Source organism: Ruegeria sp. BE3 (assembly GCF_056538865.1).
The window spans coordinates 110052-125861 of the sequence record NZ_JBQFTW010000011.1 but is presented as its reverse complement, the minus strand read 5'-3'; the positions used below and the strand labels follow the sequence as shown (position 1 = coordinate 125861).

Annotated in this window: 13 protein-coding genes and 1 tRNA gene; 13 read left to right on the top strand and 1 reads right to left on the bottom strand. The window is 56.3% G+C overall.

The features are described from left to right. Nucleotides 1-14 precede the first annotated feature (14 nt). Nucleotides 15-91: transfer RNA gene (locus ACR0AZ_RS19195), tRNA-Met, on the top strand. A gap of 578 nt (nucleotides 92-669) precedes the next feature. Here ACR0AZ_RS19195 and ACR0AZ_RS19190 read toward each other — a convergent pair. Next, nucleotides 670-1323, bottom strand: coding sequence for a GntR family transcriptional regulator (locus tag ACR0AZ_RS19190; RefSeq protein WP_480470787.1), 654 nt, complete (start codon nucleotides 1321-1323; stop codon nucleotides 670-672). A gap of 132 nt (nucleotides 1324-1455) precedes the next feature. Between ACR0AZ_RS19190 and ACR0AZ_RS19185 the strand changes: the two genes are divergently transcribed. From ACR0AZ_RS19185 to ACR0AZ_RS19130, 12 genes are all read left to right on the top strand, one after another. Continuing rightward, on the top strand, nucleotides 1456-2613 hold the full coding sequence (locus tag ACR0AZ_RS19185) for a Gfo/Idh/MocA family protein (protein ID WP_480485042.1): 1158 nt from the start codon (nucleotides 1456-1458) through the stop codon (nucleotides 2611-2613). 97 nt (nucleotides 2614-2710) lie between these two features. Next, complete coding sequence (dctP, locus tag ACR0AZ_RS19180; RefSeq protein ID WP_480470785.1) at nucleotides 2711-3721, top strand: TRAP transporter substrate-binding protein DctP; 1011 nt, start codon at nucleotides 2711-2713, stop codon at nucleotides 3719-3721. Between the two features lie 30 nt (nucleotides 3722-3751). After that, nucleotides 3752-4327 (top strand): TRAP transporter small permease, encoded by a 576-nt coding sequence (locus tag ACR0AZ_RS19175; protein WP_480470784.1) that lies wholly within the window; start codon nucleotides 3752-3754, stop codon nucleotides 4325-4327. Further along, nucleotides 4324-5619: a TRAP transporter large permease gene (locus tag ACR0AZ_RS19170; protein WP_170328647.1), complete on the top strand. Its 1296-nt coding sequence runs from the start codon at nucleotides 4324-4326 to the stop codon at nucleotides 5617-5619. Before ACR0AZ_RS19175 ends, ACR0AZ_RS19170 begins: the two co-directional genes overlap by 4 nt. Next, a complete protein-coding gene (locus ACR0AZ_RS19165; RefSeq protein ID WP_480668076.1) occupies nucleotides 5619-7511 on the top strand; it encodes a bifunctional sugar phosphate isomerase/epimerase/4-hydroxyphenylpyruvate dioxygenase family protein in 1893 nt (630 codons plus the stop codon). Before ACR0AZ_RS19170 ends, ACR0AZ_RS19165 begins: the two co-directional genes overlap by 1 nt. Further along, nucleotides 7508-8344, top strand: a complete 837-nt coding sequence (locus ACR0AZ_RS19160; RefSeq protein ID WP_480668075.1) for a citryl-CoA lyase — start codon at nucleotides 7508-7510, stop codon at nucleotides 8342-8344. Before ACR0AZ_RS19165 ends, ACR0AZ_RS19160 begins: the two co-directional genes overlap by 4 nt. Continuing rightward, the gene (locus ACR0AZ_RS19155; protein ID WP_480668074.1) at nucleotides 8334-9521 is read left to right on the top strand and encodes a Gfo/Idh/MocA family protein; all 1188 of its coding nucleotides are present in this window, start codon (nucleotides 8334-8336) and stop codon (nucleotides 9519-9521) included. The genes ACR0AZ_RS19160 and ACR0AZ_RS19155 overlap by 11 nt, the downstream gene beginning before the upstream one ends. Then, complete coding sequence (locus ACR0AZ_RS19150; protein WP_480470780.1) at nucleotides 9511-10185, top strand: hypothetical protein; 675 nt, start codon at nucleotides 9511-9513, stop codon at nucleotides 10183-10185. Before ACR0AZ_RS19155 ends, ACR0AZ_RS19150 begins: the two co-directional genes overlap by 11 nt. Further along, nucleotides 10178-11368 carry a Gfo/Idh/MocA family protein gene (locus ACR0AZ_RS19145; protein ID WP_480470779.1) on the top strand — a complete coding sequence of 397 codons (1191 nt, stop codon included), beginning with the start codon at nucleotides 10178-10180 and terminating at the stop codon, nucleotides 11366-11368. Before ACR0AZ_RS19150 ends, ACR0AZ_RS19145 begins: the two co-directional genes overlap by 8 nt. Nucleotides 11369-11522: 154 nt before the next feature. Then, a complete protein-coding gene (locus ACR0AZ_RS19140) occupies nucleotides 11523-12437 on the top strand; it encodes a sugar phosphate isomerase/epimerase family protein (RefSeq protein WP_480470778.1) in 915 nt (304 codons plus the stop codon). Further along, the gene (locus ACR0AZ_RS19135; protein ID WP_480470777.1) at nucleotides 12418-13827 is read left to right on the top strand and encodes an aldehyde dehydrogenase family protein; all 1410 of its coding nucleotides are present in this window, start codon (nucleotides 12418-12420) and stop codon (nucleotides 13825-13827) included. The genes ACR0AZ_RS19140 and ACR0AZ_RS19135 overlap by 20 nt, the downstream gene beginning before the upstream one ends. Further along, a complete protein-coding gene (locus ACR0AZ_RS19130) occupies nucleotides 13827-15608 on the top strand; it encodes a thiamine pyrophosphate-binding protein (RefSeq protein WP_480470776.1) in 1782 nt (593 codons plus the stop codon). Before ACR0AZ_RS19135 ends, ACR0AZ_RS19130 begins: the two co-directional genes overlap by 1 nt. The last annotated feature ends 202 nt before the right edge of the window (nucleotides 15609-15810 follow it).

Below are 15810 nucleotides of genomic sequence, written 5' to 3'. Positions count from 1 at the left end.
CCAACGCAAAGTGTCGCGGGATGGAGCAGCCCGGTAGCTCGTCAGGCTCATAACCTGAAGGTCGTAGGTTCAAATCCTACTCCCGCAACCAACTTAATTTCCGAAGCGCCAATAGATGCTAAATCTGGGGCGCTTTCGTCGTTTTTGGGACCTTCGATGACTTCCATATTCCGAAGTATCGTAAGCGTTGCATCCGACCCCTGACAATTGACCTCCCGATTGCGAAGGCAACGTTCTATATTGGCGCAGTGCGCCAATACGGCGAACGACAATCGTCGATTTCGGTTTCTAGCTCTTGCGAAATGACCTGCGCGATAGCTTAAAAGGTTGAGTGCGAAATTGGGGTATGATCGTGTGCTTTCCTACTGCAACGACAGTGAGTTTCTAAATGCTGGATGGATACAAAACACAGCAGCATTTGCCAGGCGCTTTATGTTGGCGAGGAGCAATTCTGTTTGATAGTAAGCGTTGCATCTGACCCCTTAAATAGCCCCTGATCAGCCATTTGCTTCCATGGCATATTGCCAAAAACGAGAGGCGGCAGCATGGGGCAATTCCCACAATCATTCGAAGTCTATGGCTTCACCATCGAAGTGCATGCGGGCGAACGCCGCGTCAGGCCCCGCGTCGCTGATCCAGGTGATGGTGATAGGCAGAAACAACAGCGAGCTACATAGCCTCAAGCGTATGTGAGAGACCGTTTCGAATGTGATCTTTCAACAGCTTCTTAGCGGTGCTCGCGTCTCTGGCCAGCGCGGCGTCGAACATGCCCTTGTGCTCCTTGACCGCCTCTTCGCCGCGATAGGTCAGCACGAGCATCTGATACCGTAGGTATTTGTCGTAGATGATCGAGTGCAGAGACAGAAGGTTCTTGGAGTTGCAGGCTGCGATCATCGCCTGATGAAACTCCCAATCATACCGTTTCCAGGTCTCCTTTTCGGAATCATCTCCTCTGAGAAGCTGCTGTTCCATCAGGTGCAGTTTGTGGTGTGCGGCAACCAGATTGCCTTCCCAATCCGTGTCGCCGTTGGCAATGGACAACTCCAATGCGTGGCATTCCAACAGGACGCGCAACTCTGAAATCTCGGTCAGATCTTCTCGTGAAACCGGCGTGACCAGGAAACCCCGTTGCTCGGGAGCTTCGACAAATCCGTCGCTAGCGAGCCTGTTCAGCGTTTCACGAAGTGTCGAAAGGCTTGCCGAGTAGCGTTCCTTCAAGGCGTCCAGCTTCAGTTTGGAGCCGGGCTGCAGCTCCCCGAAGATGATGTCCCGCTTGATGCGCTGATACGTGCTTGCACCTATCGTGGACGGCTGTTTCGCCATGCGTTTCACCCGATATTCTCCGTTTCCTCGTTCAATTAACATTTTTTAGAGACATCAGCAATCCAAACTGCTGTATGGTAAAAATAAAAATATCATACATTATTGCGGAATCGCGAAAACCCCAATACGGTCGTGGCCAAGTTGGGCGATGCCGCTCAGTCGTATACATCGGGTTCGGGAATTCCAGACCCTCCGGAAGGAAGCAAAGTGTCTAAGAACTTTCGCATTGCCATTGTCGGCATTGGCCTTGTTGGACGCCGCCACGCAGATGCTATCCGAGCGTTGCGCCATGTTGATCTTGTCGCGGTCGTTGATCCCAGTGACGAAGGCCGTGCTTACGCCGTTGAGCACGGGGTCGCATGTTACGAGACCCTCGAAGAAATGTTTGCAAATCAAACTCCGGACGGAGCTGTGCTTGCGACGCCCACGACGCTTCATGTTGATCAGGGCCTAACCTGTGTTCGACATGACTGTCCCGTTCTTGTCGAAAAACCGATTGCCGTGGAAGCCGCCGCTGCACTGGAGCTTGTTCAAGCAGCGGAGAAGGCCAATGTGCCGCTGATGGTTGGACATCATCGTCGACACAATCCTCTGATCAGGTCGGCTAAGGAAGCCATTGTTGATGGGAAGATTGGAGATGTGCGCGCTGTCCATGCGAGTTGCTGGTTCTATAAGCCAGACGAGTATTTTGACGCTGCGCCTTGGCGGAAGAAACCCGGTGCAGGTCCCATCTCGGTCAATCTCGTCCATGATGTGGATCTGCTGCGGTACCTGGCCGGAGAAGTCGCGACCGTACAGGCTCAGTCGGCTGCATCGCAACGCGGTTATGACAACGAAGATGTTGCAGGTGCGCTTTTGACGTTCGAAAGCGGGGCGATTGGGACCATAAGTGTGTCCGACAGCATCGTTGCTCCATGGAGCTGGGAGATGACGTCTCAGGAATATCCAATCTATCCTTCAACCACCGAGAGTAGCTACATGATCGGTGGCTCTCATGGGTCGTTGTCTGTCCCCGATCTTCGGCTGTGGAGTTACCAGAGAGAGCAAAGGGATTGGTGGACGCCAATCTCATCAACTGCGCTGAAGAAGGGTGCCTCTGACCCCTTGGTCAATCAACTCAGGCACTTTGTTGAAGTAGCTCGGCACGAAGCAGAGCCGATTGTGTCTGGATGGGAAGGTTTCAGAACGCTTCAAGTTATTGAAGCTATTCAGAATTCCTGCAGAACAGGTGAAACGATCAGGATCGAAAACTTGCAAAAAACACCAAAGGTGAACATAACTGCAGTGTAAAATATCAGATATTTTGTAAAAAATCTTGCAAAATGTCCAAAATAGGTCAAAACTCAGAATCGGAAAAATGCATCATGATGTCTCAGGGAGGAGCAAAGTGATTACCAAACTTACCCGCCGGGCTGCTGTATCAGCCCTTGTTGCAACCGGTGTTCTGCTCAGCGCAACAAGTGGTGCGCTGGCGGAAGACAAAGTGCAACTTCGCCTCGCAACATCAGGATCGGAGACCGACCAGCGCTCGGTCGCTATGGCCGAGGTTTTCGCGCCCATGGTCGCTGATTTCGCAAGCTACGAGCCCAGCTATAATGGAACCATCTTCGCCCAAGGCACCGAGTTGGACGCCATCAGCCGGGGTAACCTGGAAATGTCGATCACCTCGGCGCAGGAACTGGCACAGTTCTTCCCCGAGTTTTCGATCTTTACCGCAGGCTATGTCCATCAGGACGCCGCGCATCAGGTGGCTGTCTTCAACGATCCCTTGATGGATGCCTTCAAGCAAAAGGCCGAAGAAGAATTGGGCGTCAAACTGCTGTCGGTCATGTATCTGGGCCGTCGTCAGGTGAACCTGCGCCAGCCCAAGGATGAACTGACCGTCAGCACTCCGGCTGATCTGGAGGGTGTGAACCTGCGGATGCCGGGCACAGATGCGTGGCAATTCCTTGGCAAAGCGCTGGGTGCCGCTCCGACACCAATGGCGTTCTCAGAGGTTTACACAGCTCTGTCGACCGGTGCCGTTGACGGTCAGGACAACCCGTTGCCGACTGTGGTCGATGCCAAATTCTACGAAGTGACCAATCAGATCGTCCTGACATCGCATCTTGTTGACCTGAACTATATCGCCATCGGCAAAGAGGTTTGGGACGGTCTGACACCGGAACAGCAAGCCAAGGTTCAGGAAGCTGCCGACGCAGCGGCTGAAGCTGGTCGTCAGAAGCAGCTTCAGAAAGAAGAGGACCTTGTCAGCTTCCTGAAAGAGCAGGGCATGGAGGTCTACGAGCCCGACCTCGCGGCGTTCCGCGATCAGGTACAGTCGATGTATCTGGAAAGCGAGTTCGCCGGGTCATGGCCGGACGGTGTTCTGGAGCAGATCAACGCTCTGGGCAACTAAGCTCATCTACACAAGGGAGGGAGAACCACAATGAAAGGCTTCATAAAGGGGTTCTCCCGGCTGACCGAAGCGATTGCCGGTGGTATGCTGGCGGCAATCTTCCTAATCTTCCTTCTGCAAATTCTTCTGCGGTACTTTTTTACCCCCGCCGGTTGGACGCTTGAACTGATCGGCATCCTCTGGGTCTGGGTGATCTTTTTTAGCTGCGCGTTCATCGTGCGCGAGAGAGATCACGTAAAGTTCGACATCATCTACCTTTCGGTGCCGGTGCGCGTTCGCCAGGTCTTTGCGATGCTGGCAGCCGCGGCAATTGTGGTCGGGATGCTCTACAGTTTCCTGCCAACGTGGGACTACATCGACTGGATGAAAATCCGCAAAACATCGACCGTGCGCAATCCGTTCTCGGGTGAGAAGATACCGCTGCGCACTGTGTTCTCAATTTATGCGGTGTTCATGCTGGTCGTGGCCGCACGGTATGGCTGGCTGTTCTTCGACATCATGCGGAACGGCCCGCCCAAAACCGAACTTGAAATGGTCGTGGGATTTAACGTGGTCGACGATCACCCCCGGGTCGACGGTGAAGACGACGAGGACGCAGACAAATGAGTTTTGAACTTCTTTCCTGCCTGCTCGCTCTTTTTCTTCTGGCAGGCATAGGGACACCTATCGGCTATTCCATCCTCTTGGCCTCATTGGTGTACCTTGGTACCGCCGGATTGGACGTCGCTCTCGCAGGCGAGAAGATCCTGCAAGGGTTCTACAAAAGCACGATCCTGCTTGCGGTTCCTTTGTTCATCGTCGCCGCGAACATCATGAATGCGGGGTCGATCACCGACCGCTTGCTGAACTTCTGCGTCGCTGCTGTCGGTCGTTTCAAAGGCGGCCTCGGGCACGTCAATGTGGTGGCGTCGCTGATCTTTTCCGGTATGTCCGGCTCGGCTGTCGCGGATGCGGCAGGGATCGGCAAGATCATCATTGAGATGATGACCAAGGATGGCCGCTATAGCCGAGGCTATGCGGCGGCGATCACGGCGGCCTCGGCGACGATCGGCCCGATCATTCCGCCCTCGATCCCGATGGTTCTGTATGCGCTGGTTTCAAAGGCGTCTATCGGGTCGCTGTTTTTGGCAGGCATTTTGCCGGGTCTGATCATGGGTGTCGTCCTGATGGCGATGAACTATTATCTGGCCGGAAAGCGGAACTTTGCCTTGGAAGAACCAGTTCCGCTGCGCGAGTTGCCTGCTAAAACCGCCAACGCGTTCCCAGCACTGCTGATGCCCGCAATCCTTCTGTACGGCATATATGGTGGCGTCACTACTCCGACTGAGGCTGCAGCCGTGGCTGCATTCTACGCCCTGCTTCTGGCAGCGTTGTTCTACCGCGCACTGACCTTCCGTGGCCTTTATCAAGTGTTCGTCGACAGCGCGCGCTCTTCCGCCGCCGTCGGGGTTGTCATTGGCGGCGCGTTCATTCTGAACTTCATCGTCATTCAGGAGCAAATTCCTCAGTCGATCTCGGCACTGCTGGAGGGTTCTGATGTAAGCCCGATTGTGTTTCTGATCCTCGTAAACCTGCTGATCCTCGCCTTGGGATGCGTGTTGGACGCGACAACGATCATTTTGGTGATTGTGCCCCTGTTCATTCCAACCTGCGAGGCGCTTGGGATTGATCTGGTGCATTTCGGAGTGCTGGTCGTGGTGAACTCGATGATCGGTTTGATCACGCCACCCTATGGGATCCTTCTCTTTGTGATCAACGCCGTGACGGACATTCCGCTGCGCGAAATCATCTCGGAAATCTGGGCTTTCCTCGCGGTGCTCATATTCGCTTTGGTGATCATGATGCTGATGCCGGATCTGGTCCTGTGGTTGCCGCGTATGTTTGGATATCAGGGATAATGTGCCTCTCGGTTTCGACAACGTCGATCCCCGGTGATCTGGCCGAAAAACTGAGTGCAATCGCCGACGCGGGGTTCGGAGGTGTCGAGTTACACGAACCGGATTTGACCGCTTTTGATGGGCCGCCATCGCAAATTCGGAACATTGCATCAGATCTCGGCCTTAAGATTTGCCTGCTGCAGCCCTTCCATAACCTTGAAGGCCAGTCCGGCGGTGGACGGGAGCGCGCCTTTGATCGGCTGAAACGCAAACTCGACCTGATGACCGAGTTGGGAACGGAATTACTGCTAATCGGGTCTGCCTTCGACATCGATGCCACTGCAACTGAAGAACAGGTAATCGCAGATCTTGGCGAGGCGGCCCAAATCGCTAAAGAAATAGGGATGCGTCTGGCCTATATGGGCTTGCCATGGTCGGATCTTATTCGCTCGGATGAGCAGGCGTTACGCGTCGTTGAAGCCATCGACAGCCCCCATTTCGGGCTGGCTCTGAATTCCTTCTTCTCGCTTGCCGATGGGTCCAAACCAGCCCGCCTTCGGGACAATCCCGGAGAGCGGCTGTTCCATGTGCAACTGTCCGATGCACCCCGGCTTGAGATGGATATCCGCAGGCTCAAGCGGCATTTCGGGCTTTTGCCCGGGCTCGGATCGCTGAACCTTGCGGGCTTCGTGCGGGTGTTGGCCCGCGCCGGGTACAAAGGGGCTTGGTCCATTGCGCGCGTCAATGAAGCAGCTCCTCAACCCGGTGGCCGAACACTGGCCCGAGACAGCTACAGGTCGCTGGTGAACCTCCTGGATGAGGTAGCCCGCACCGAGCCGGGAGCCGATTTCGGCATCCCGGACCTGCCGGAGCGTGTCTATGCGTCGGGCTTTGAGTTTGTCGAATTTACGGCTGATGAGGTAAGCGGCGCTCAACTGGCAGACATGCTGTCAGCAATGTGTTTTCGAATGGAGCGAAAACACGTCACCAAGTCCGTCGAGCTGTGGCGGCAGGGCGCGATAAACATCGTTGTGAATACCGAAAAGGAAGGTTTTGCCCATTCGGCGTTCCTGGGTCACGGCCCCTCCGTTTGTGACATGGGGTTGCGTGTCAAAGATGCGGATCAGACGGTTCAGCGGGCGACCGCGTTGGGCGCGCCGAATTTCTCACAGCCAGTGGGAACGGGAGAGCTGGATATCCCGGCCATTCGCGGTGTTGGCGGCAATGTTGTTCATTTCATCGATGAGAAATCCGATCTGCATCGGGTGTGGGACATCGAGTTCGAGCCTGTCGCGAAAACCAAAGCGACCCAGCCTGCCGGACTGCGCCGTATCGACCATCTGGCCCAGACGATGCGCCATGATGAGATGCAAAGCTGGCTGCTCTACTACATTTCGACTTTCGAGATGGCAAAGTCTCCTATTGTGAACGTTTCCGACCCGTCCGGTGTCGTGCAAAGCCAAGCCATTGAAAGCCCTGAGGGCGAAGTGCGCCTGAACCTGAACGGGGCCGTTGGGCGTCGAACACTGGCGGCGTCATTCCTCGAAGATGGCTTTGGAGCTGGTGTTCAGCACATTGCCTTCCAGTCGGATGATATTTTTGAAACCTCAGCCCAGTTGCTCAAGTCCGGCTTTCCCAGCCTGTCCATCCCTGAAAACTACTACGCTGATCTGCAAGCGGCTTTTGGATTGGATGACGATTTGGTTGCCCAACTGCGCGGAGGCAACATTCTCTACGATCGGGCAGCGGGTTCCGAGTATTTTCAGATATACAGCCGCCCCATCTTCAACGGCTTCTTCTTCGAAATTGTTGAACGCCGCATGGGCTATGCCGGTTATGGCGCGCGCAATGCACCCATTCGCCTTGCCGCGCAAAGCAAAACCCAGCCGGTGAAAGAGGTGCAGACTCAATGACCGTGTTGGATGAAAACATGACAATGGATGAGCGCGCCATTCGCCAATGGTGGCGTACCTCCATCATCGACATGAAACCCGGACAGATCGCATTTCGCGGCAACGCCATAGAGGACCTGATAGGGAATGTAACCTTCCCGCAGATGATCTGGCTTATGGTGCGGGGCGATCTGCCCAGCGACGCGCAAGCGCGCCTGTTCGAGGCCGCTTTGGTCGCAGGCGTGGATCACGGCCCGCAGGCCCCCTCGATCACGGCGGCGCGTATGGCTGCGACCTGCGGGGTCGGGCTGAACAATGCGATGGCGACTGCGGTGAACATGCTGGGCGACGTGCATGGCGGGGCTGGAGAGCAGTGCGCAGAGTTGTACTATGATATCGCGGTCCGCATGGATGCGGGAGCTTCGCTGAATGACGCTGTTCGGGATGGCTTGGACAGCTGGCGCGAGACCTACGGCAAGATCGTCTCGGGCTTTGGTCACAGGTTTCACAAGCCTGTTGATCCGCGCGCGCCCCGGTTGATGCAACTTGTTCGAGATGCGGCGACAGAAGGCACAGTTTCTGGCCGGTTTGCCGATATCGGAGAAGAGGTTCAGGCCGAGCTTGGCCGTCAACGCGGCGGTCGGCCGATCACCATGAATATCGATGGCGCGACAGCTGTGATCTTCTGCGAACTCGGCTTTCCCGCCCCCTTGTCGCGAGGGCTGTTCTGCCTGTCCCGCTCGGTTGGAATTCTCGCCCATGCCTGGGAGCAGATGGGGCAGGGCGGTCGGAACAAAGGGCCCATGCCCCCGAATTACTTACCCCTCTACGAAGACAGGAATGATGACACGTGAGACATCGAAATCCTTCCGGGTCGGCCTTATCGGCTGTGGTCGTATCAGCGATATCTATCTAAAAACACTATCCAAATTCTCAAACGTCGAGGTCGTGGCTTGCGCAAGCCTTGATCCTTCGGAAAGCCGCGCCAAAGCAGATCAATACGGCATCGCCAAGGCCTGCACGCCAGATGAAGTATTTGATGATCCGACAATTGACTGCGCTTTGAATCTGACAATTCCAGCGGCGCATGCGGAAATCAGCCTGCGCGCCTTAAACGCAGGCAAGCACGTCTATTCCGAAAAGCCGCTGGTTATGAATCGAACGGATGGCAAGGCGATCCTGCACATAGCCGCTGAAAAGGGCCTACTGGTCGGCTGCGCACCCGACACATTTCTGGGCGGTCGCTGGCAGACCGTTCGGCGCTTGATCGACGATGGTGCCATTGGCAAACCGACAGGGGTTTTTGCCCATGTCGGCACCCACGGGACGGAACGTCACCATCCCAACCCGGATTTCTACTATAAGGCGGGTGGTGGGCCATTGCTGGACCTTGGGCCGTACTACCTGACCGCCATGATCTGCTGCCTTGGTCCTGTTGACCGGGTCGCCGGAATGGCGCGACGCACATTCGACAAACGAATGATCGAAAACGGCCCTCGCAACGGCGAATGGATGGATGTCGAAGTCGACACGCACTCCCTAAGCCTGCTTCAGTTCTCTTCCGGAGCTATAGGGTCAATGACCATGAGCTTCGACATTTGGGACAGCGAAACTCCGCGGTTCGAGATCTACGGTGAAAACGGCACCATCAGCATCCCTGACCCTGACCCGGTTCACGGAGCCAACATCTTTCAGGGCGATGTCTGGCTTAAAACGCGCGAAACCTCGCGCTGGTCTCATCAGCCCCGCCCAATCGGTCGCGACGCGTGGCAGGTGGTCGAAAACAAACACGGGTTCAACGAAGATAGCCGCGGCCTCGGCCTATTGGATCTGGCCCTGGCGGCACAGGGAGGACGCCAGCCCCGTGCAAGTGGAGCGCTGGCTTATCATGTGTTCGAGGTCATGGACGCAATTGAACGGGCTCCGAGATTCGGTGCCTACCAGACAATAGAAAGCCGTTGCGAAGCACCCGAGCCTTTGCCGACCGATTTCCTGAGAGATGAGAGGAAGGAGTTGGCGCGTGCCGATTGAGACACTCGACTTTGCCCAGCCATTCTTTCGCGTCCAACATATCACCGATGAAGACAGAATATCTGTCGAAGGTCGCGCAATTGTTCTGAACCTAGGGGAGCGGGATATCTCGGTCGAGGATCAGGCCGTTGCGCCGCTTTCGTCTGTCATTGTGCAAGATAACTCTCTCAAAGGCGTGGAACGTGCTGTGGTTGTTCACGATTTCGACGCCCATGCCGATGACAACGAACTGTTCGCAATGGTGAAAGATACGTGGCCATCTGCTTTTGATGTCCGCCAAGAGGAGCGATTGCGCGGTGTCAGCCACTACATGTCGCCAAAGGTCTTCGTTGGTAACGTTGGACTGACCATGTACCACTCGGGCTCGGTGCCGCTGAATGTCGGTTTGCACAAAGATCATCCGTTCTGCCCGGTACCGGGGTTTCGCGAAGTGCACACGCAAATCGTAGGCTTTGGAAAAATGCAGCAATGCCGCGAGCGGGATGTAGAGACCCTTTATCTCGAAGAATTCATGGCCCCGGGCACCACGCACAAGCCGATGTATGACGCCGAAGGCAACTATCCCTGGCATCAATACGAGACAATTACCCCCAGCATTTTCATGGCGGTGGAAATGCTGCCGGAAGGCGTACGGGTCCCGGAAATGGAGGTTCAGAATGGCTGAGAGACTTTTACTCGAAGACCTGAGCTTAGACGGCCCTTTCCCCCGCTTGTCCCGCCGTTTGCGGCTGGGCGTTGTCGGTGGTGGACGTATCTCCGTCACGCAAGCAACGGCTGCGCGGATGACTGACCGATGGGAAGTCGCCGCAGGCGCGCTCAGTTCTGACGCCGAGCGCAGCAAGGCGCGCGGGGCCGAGTGGTTCTTGCCTGCAGACAGGTGCTATGCGTCGTTCGACGAGATGGCAAAGACTGAGGCCGTACGCCCGGATGGTGTGGATGCCGTCATGATCACCACCCCGAACCACGTTCATTTTGACGCTGCCAAGGTGTTTTTGGAGGCGGGTATTGATGTGCTGTGCGACAAGCCGCTGACCAATGAAGTCGCCGAGGCCAAAGGGCTTGAGGAGATCACCGCGCGTACGGGACAGGTCTTTGCCGTCGGTTATGCGATGTCGTGTTTTCCGGTCATCCGGCAGGCCAAGCAAATTGTGGCGGAAGGCGGCATCGGTCAAATCAACCAAATCCATGTCGAGTTCATGCAAGACTGGATGACGCCCGAAGATGTGGCTGATGCGCCCCATGTCAAATGGCGGCTGGACCCAAAGATTTCTGGCCCGACCAGTTGTGTCGGCGATATCGGCACCCATGCCGCGCATCTCGCCAGTTTTGTCGCGGGTCTGCCGATGACCGATCTACGGGCTGAATTCCATGTTTGCGGCGCGCCAAAGCCTTTGGAAGACACAGTTTTCATGTTCACCCGCTATCAAGGCGATGTTCCGGGAACCCTGATGGCGACACGCCTTGCCCCAGGAAATCGGGGTGGGTTGCGATTGCGCATTTTCGGGAGCGAAGGGGGCCTCGAGTGGGACCTGGAGAATTCGGAACAGCTGAAGTTCAATCGGTTTGGTGAGCCGGATCGTATCATCAGCCGAGGTCACGGGCATGGCATCGGCCCCGGCGCGGAACGCCTGATCCGCACTGCGCGCGGCTTCCCCGAAGGAATTATTGAAGCCTGGGCCAACCTCTATACAGAATTTGCCATGGCAGTGGCTGCGCGTCGGGATGGTGTCATCATTCCGGGAGATTGGCTTACCTATCCCAGTGTCAATCAAGGCGCAGACGGTGTCCGGTTCATTGATGCTTCTGTGCGCTCTCACCAATCCGGAGGCGGGTGGGTCACTCTCTAAAGCTTTGCCAACACAAAGGTTAGACACGCCCGGGCAACGTCCCGGGCGTTTCAATTTCCTGCCTAGTATTAAAAGTTGATATTTTAAAAAATATCAGATATTTTTTACTACGTGTGATGAATTTGAGATTCGCAGACACGTGGAGCTGTCGTTCATGGTGAAACCTGAAGAGGCTGGCGCAAGCCCCTCTCTCTATTCCTTGGCGCATCTGACGCTGATTGGCTGTACGCCGCCCGAGCTGGTCTATATCGCCGCGCGGGCCGGTTACGATGCCGTTAGCCCCCGGTTCATTCCGATGCATGTGCCCGGCGAATTCACGCAGTCCCCGATCGACAAGGCGCAGGTGCAGGCGATCAAGACGGCTCTTTCTACAACTGGCCTTAAAGTCCTTGATGTTGAGATTGCGCGCATCACCGAAGATGTCGACCCGCGCAGTTTTGAGCGTTCTCTGGAGATCGGCGGAGAACTGGGTGCCAAACGTATGATCATGAGCGCGTGGACCAACACCCGCGATGATCGTGACTTTCTGATCGACGTCTATTCCGAGACCTGCGAGCTGGCAGCGCCCTATGGGTTGACGGTCGATCTGGAATTCCCAAGCTTTTCCCGCCTGCGCACTTTGGATGAGGCGCTGGATATTGTCCGCGCCTCTGATCAGCCGAATGGCGGTATTCTGGTCGATACGCTTTATCTGCACCTCAGCCGCGTCGATCTGGGAGAGCTTTTGCACGTCCCCTCGGAGTTGTTTCACTTCCTGCATATCTCTGATTGCCTGCCCGGCATCGCTGATACGCGCGAGGGCATGATCCAGTTGGCCCGCGATGCGCGGCTCTACCCCGGTGAAGGCTGGATTGATTTCACCGGCATCATCGAACGGATGCCGCCCGTCGACTACTCCATTGAATTGCCCAACCAAAGCCGCGTTGCCGAGTTGGGATATGAAGAACACGCGCGTCGCTGTCTCAGCCACGCCAAGCGAACATTCGGTGAGGCGCGGTCACAGCGCCGCACGCCTGATGCTGCATTTCTAAAACACCAAGAGGATCACCATGGGCAAAGAGCTCACTGAGAACGACCGCAACATGGCGGGTGATATGCTGGCGCGCGCCCGCGCTGCCATGGCCGAAATCGAGGATTGGGATCAGGACAGGCTGGACCGTCTGTCCCAGGCCATTGCGTGGTATGCGGGGAACGAGAAAACATTCACACGTCTGGCCCAGCAAGGCGTGGACGAAAGCGGTATCGGGGATCGGGAAGGGCGTCCCGCGAAGCGATTCAAGATTCACATGGTGTTGCGTGATGTCCTGCGCACGCCCTCGACAGGGATCGTCGAGGTTGATGAGGACAAGGGGCTGGTGAAATATGCCAAACCTGCTGGTGTGATCGCGTCCCTGATCCCCATGACCAATCCGGCGATGACGCCACCGGTGACCGGTGTCTCCGCCGCCAACGCCCGAAATGCGGTCATCTTCAGCCCGCACCCTCGCACCGCTCACACGACTTACGAAATGGTCGAGGTCATGCGTGCAGCTTGTCGTGCTGCCGGAGCCCCCGAGGATCTGTTTCAATCCATTCGCAAACCGTCGATCCCGTTGACGCAACATCTAATGGAGATCTGCGACCTGACTTTGGCGACGGGCGGCAAGCCGATGGTCAAAGCGGCCTATAGTTCAGGGCGACCGGCCTATGGCGTCGGCGCGGGCAATTCCTCCATCGTCATCGACGAGACAGCCGACTTGGACATCGCCGCTCAGAACACACGAATTTCAAAGACCTCTGATTTTGGGTCGGGTTGCTCGGCCGACGGCAACATCATCATCCAGCGCTCGGTTTACGACGATATGGTCAAGGCGCTTCAAGCCGAAGGCGGCTACCTGTGTTCGGATGAAGAGAAGGCCATGCTCGAAGCGGCCATGTGGGACGACAAAGGCAACCGCACCTTCCCGACCATCGCCTGTCCGCCGCAGCAAACAGCCAAGGTCGCCGGTTTTAGCATCCCAGAAGATCGCAAGTTTCTGATGGTTGAAAATCAGGGGCAAATCGGGCCGCAGTACAAGTTCTCCAAGGAGAAACTGACCACGCTGATGGCGCTTTATCACTTCGAGACGTTCGATGACGCGCTGGAAATGGTCAGCCAGATCTACAACACCGGCGGTAAGGGCCATTCTTGCGGGATTTATAGCCACAACGACGATCACATCGATCGGTTGGCGCGTCTGGCTCCGGTTAGCCGTATGATGGTACGACAGCCGCAATCGAAGGCCAATGCTGGCGCGTGGACCAATGGCATGCCCATGACCAGCAGCCTGGGCTGTGGCATCTGGGGCGGCAACATCACCAACGAAAACGTCACCATGAAACACATGATGAACTACACCTGGGTCAGCCGTCCGATACCCGAGGATCGCCCCTCGGAGCCGGACCTGTTCGGTGAATTCTACGGACAGGAGGTCGCGTGATGGACGGAGCGAAACTGGAAGGCAAAACCGTTGCTGAACATATCGTCGACTTTCTCGAACGCCGTGAGGTGAAACATGTGTTCGGCCTTTGTGGCCACACGAACATCGCGGTTCTCGCTGCACTGGCCGAAAGCCCGATTGATTTCGTTACTGTGCGGCATGAACAGATCGCCAGCCACGCGGCGGACGCTTATGCCCGCGTGACGGGCAAGGCCTCGGTGGTGCTGTCCCATCTCTCCCCGGGACTGACCAATTGCGCCACCGGGGTCGCTAATGCTGCGTTGGACTGTATCCCCATGGTCGTGATCGCTGGGGACATACCTACGCATTATTATGGCAAACACCCGCATCAGGAAGTGAACCTTCATGCAGACGCCGCCCAGTGGGAGATCTATCGCCCCTTCGTAAAACGCGCCTGGCGGGTGGATCGCGCAGACCTGATGGCCGAAATTCTGGAAAAGGCGTTTCATCTCGCTGAAAGCGGACAGCCCGGGCCGGTTCTGGTCAATGTCCCCATGGATATCTTCTCTGAAGTGATCCCCGCGGACAGCTTCGACCGTATCCGCGACAACACGCGCGCGCTCAAGAAACCGTCGATTGACGATGAAACAGCGCGTGAAATCATTGAGGCCCTGGCGCAGGCCGAAAACCCGGTCGCCTATGTCGGCGGTGGTATCCTTCTAGCTCAAGCCAGCGAGGAGTTGCGCGCGTTCGTTGAACATATGGGGCTGCCCGTTGCTCATTCTCTGATGGGCAAGGGCGCGTTGCGGGACGACCATCCGCTTGTGCTGGGAATGACTGGCTTTTGGGGTACAGAACTGGTCAATCAGTCCTGTCTGAATGCGGACTATATCTTTGCCGTGGGAACGCGGTTCAAAGAGGCCGATTGTTCCAGCTGGTATCCTGGCTATACGTTCAACATCCCCGGGTCCAAGGTCATTCATATCGACATTGAACCGCAGGAGATCGGTCGGAACTATCCCACCGAGATCGGCGTCGTCGCGGACGCCAAAGTTGCCTTGCGCGTTCTCAATCGGGTTGCCCGCGAGATGTATCCAGAGGGCTTTAAACGCCCCACGCTGGAGCAGAAGATTTCTGACTTCCGGACAGACTTCAAAGCGCGCAACGTGGAAATGGCGACTTCATCAGCCTTTCCAATGATGCCCGAGCGTATTCTGGCAGATACCCGGAAGGCTCTGCCCGAGGACGCCATCATCACCACGGACGTAGGGTGGAACAAGAACGGCGTCGGACAGCAATTCGATATCCTGACGCCGGGTTCGATCCTGACTCCGGGCGGGTTCGCGACGATGGGCTTTGGCCCTCCGGGCGCGATAGGCGCGAAGCTGGCAGCACCTGATCGCGTTGTACTCAGCTTGGTCGGCGATGGTGGCTTCGGTCAAAACCCGTCGATGTTGGCAACGGCGGTCGAACTTGATCTGGGCATTATCTGGCTGGTCATGAACAACAACGCCTTCGGCACTATCGCAGGTCTGCAAAAGGCACACTACGGTCTGACCTACGGGACTACATTCCCCGGATCAGCCGCAGCGCCGGCAAACGGACCGGGCTATGCTGAGATCGCGCGTGCCTACGGCGCGGAAGGGCACAGACTCAGCGCTGCCGACGAGCTGTTACCCGCATTGGAGGCGGCAATCGCAAGCGGCAAGCCAACCGTGCTCGATGTGCCAATGATCAACAACCCGACACCAACGACTGGGCATTGGAACATTCTCGACATCTATTCGCCAGACCGCGATGTTTCGCACGTTGCAACATAAGGCGATGGAGAGAGTGTGATCCGTATGCGCAAACGGCTTTTGCCTACATCTGTGAAACAGAAGGGCAATTGCCGCTACGCGATGGATCCAGTTTGATGGAGCCTTTGAGTCGCAGATGGTAAAACTTGCGCGTCGTGTTCTTATGTAGCTATTTGAAATCAAATTCTTAGTTGTTGGTGATTGACAAGGCTATGTATCGCTC

Bases quoted from the DNA above. Each gene is read 5' to 3' on its own strand.
- ACR0AZ_RS19140 (WP_480470778.1), top strand. From the start codon at position 11,523: ATGGTGAAACCTGAAGAGGCTGGCGCAAGCCCCTCTCTCTATTCCTTG.
- ACR0AZ_RS19135 (WP_480470777.1), top strand. From the start codon at position 12,418: ATGGGCAAAGAGCTCACTGAGAACGACCGCAACATGGCGGGTGATATG.
- ACR0AZ_RS19175 (WP_480470784.1), top strand. From the start codon at position 3,752: ATGAAAGGCTTCATAAAGGGGTTCTCCCGGCTGACCGAAGCGATTGCC.
- ACR0AZ_RS19130 (WP_480470776.1), top strand. From the start codon at position 13,827: ATGGACGGAGCGAAACTGGAAGGCAAAACCGTTGCTGAACATATCGTC.
- ACR0AZ_RS19145 (WP_480470779.1), top strand. From the start codon at position 10,178: ATGGCTGAGAGACTTTTACTCGAAGACCTGAGCTTAGACGGCCCTTTC.
- ACR0AZ_RS19190 (WP_480470787.1), bottom strand. From the start codon at position 1,323: ATGGCGAAACAGCCGTCCACGATAGGTGCAAGCACGTATCAGCGCATC.
- ACR0AZ_RS19160 (WP_480668075.1), top strand. From the start codon at position 7,508: ATGACCGTGTTGGATGAAAACATGACAATGGATGAGCGCGCCATTCGC.
- ACR0AZ_RS19165 (WP_480668076.1), top strand. From the start codon at position 5,619: ATGTGCCTCTCGGTTTCGACAACGTCGATCCCCGGTGATCTGGCCGAA.
- ACR0AZ_RS19155 (WP_480668074.1), top strand. From the start codon at position 8,334: ATGACACGTGAGACATCGAAATCCTTCCGGGTCGGCCTTATCGGCTGT.
- ACR0AZ_RS19170 (WP_170328647.1), top strand. From the start codon at position 4,324: ATGAGTTTTGAACTTCTTTCCTGCCTGCTCGCTCTTTTTCTTCTGGCA.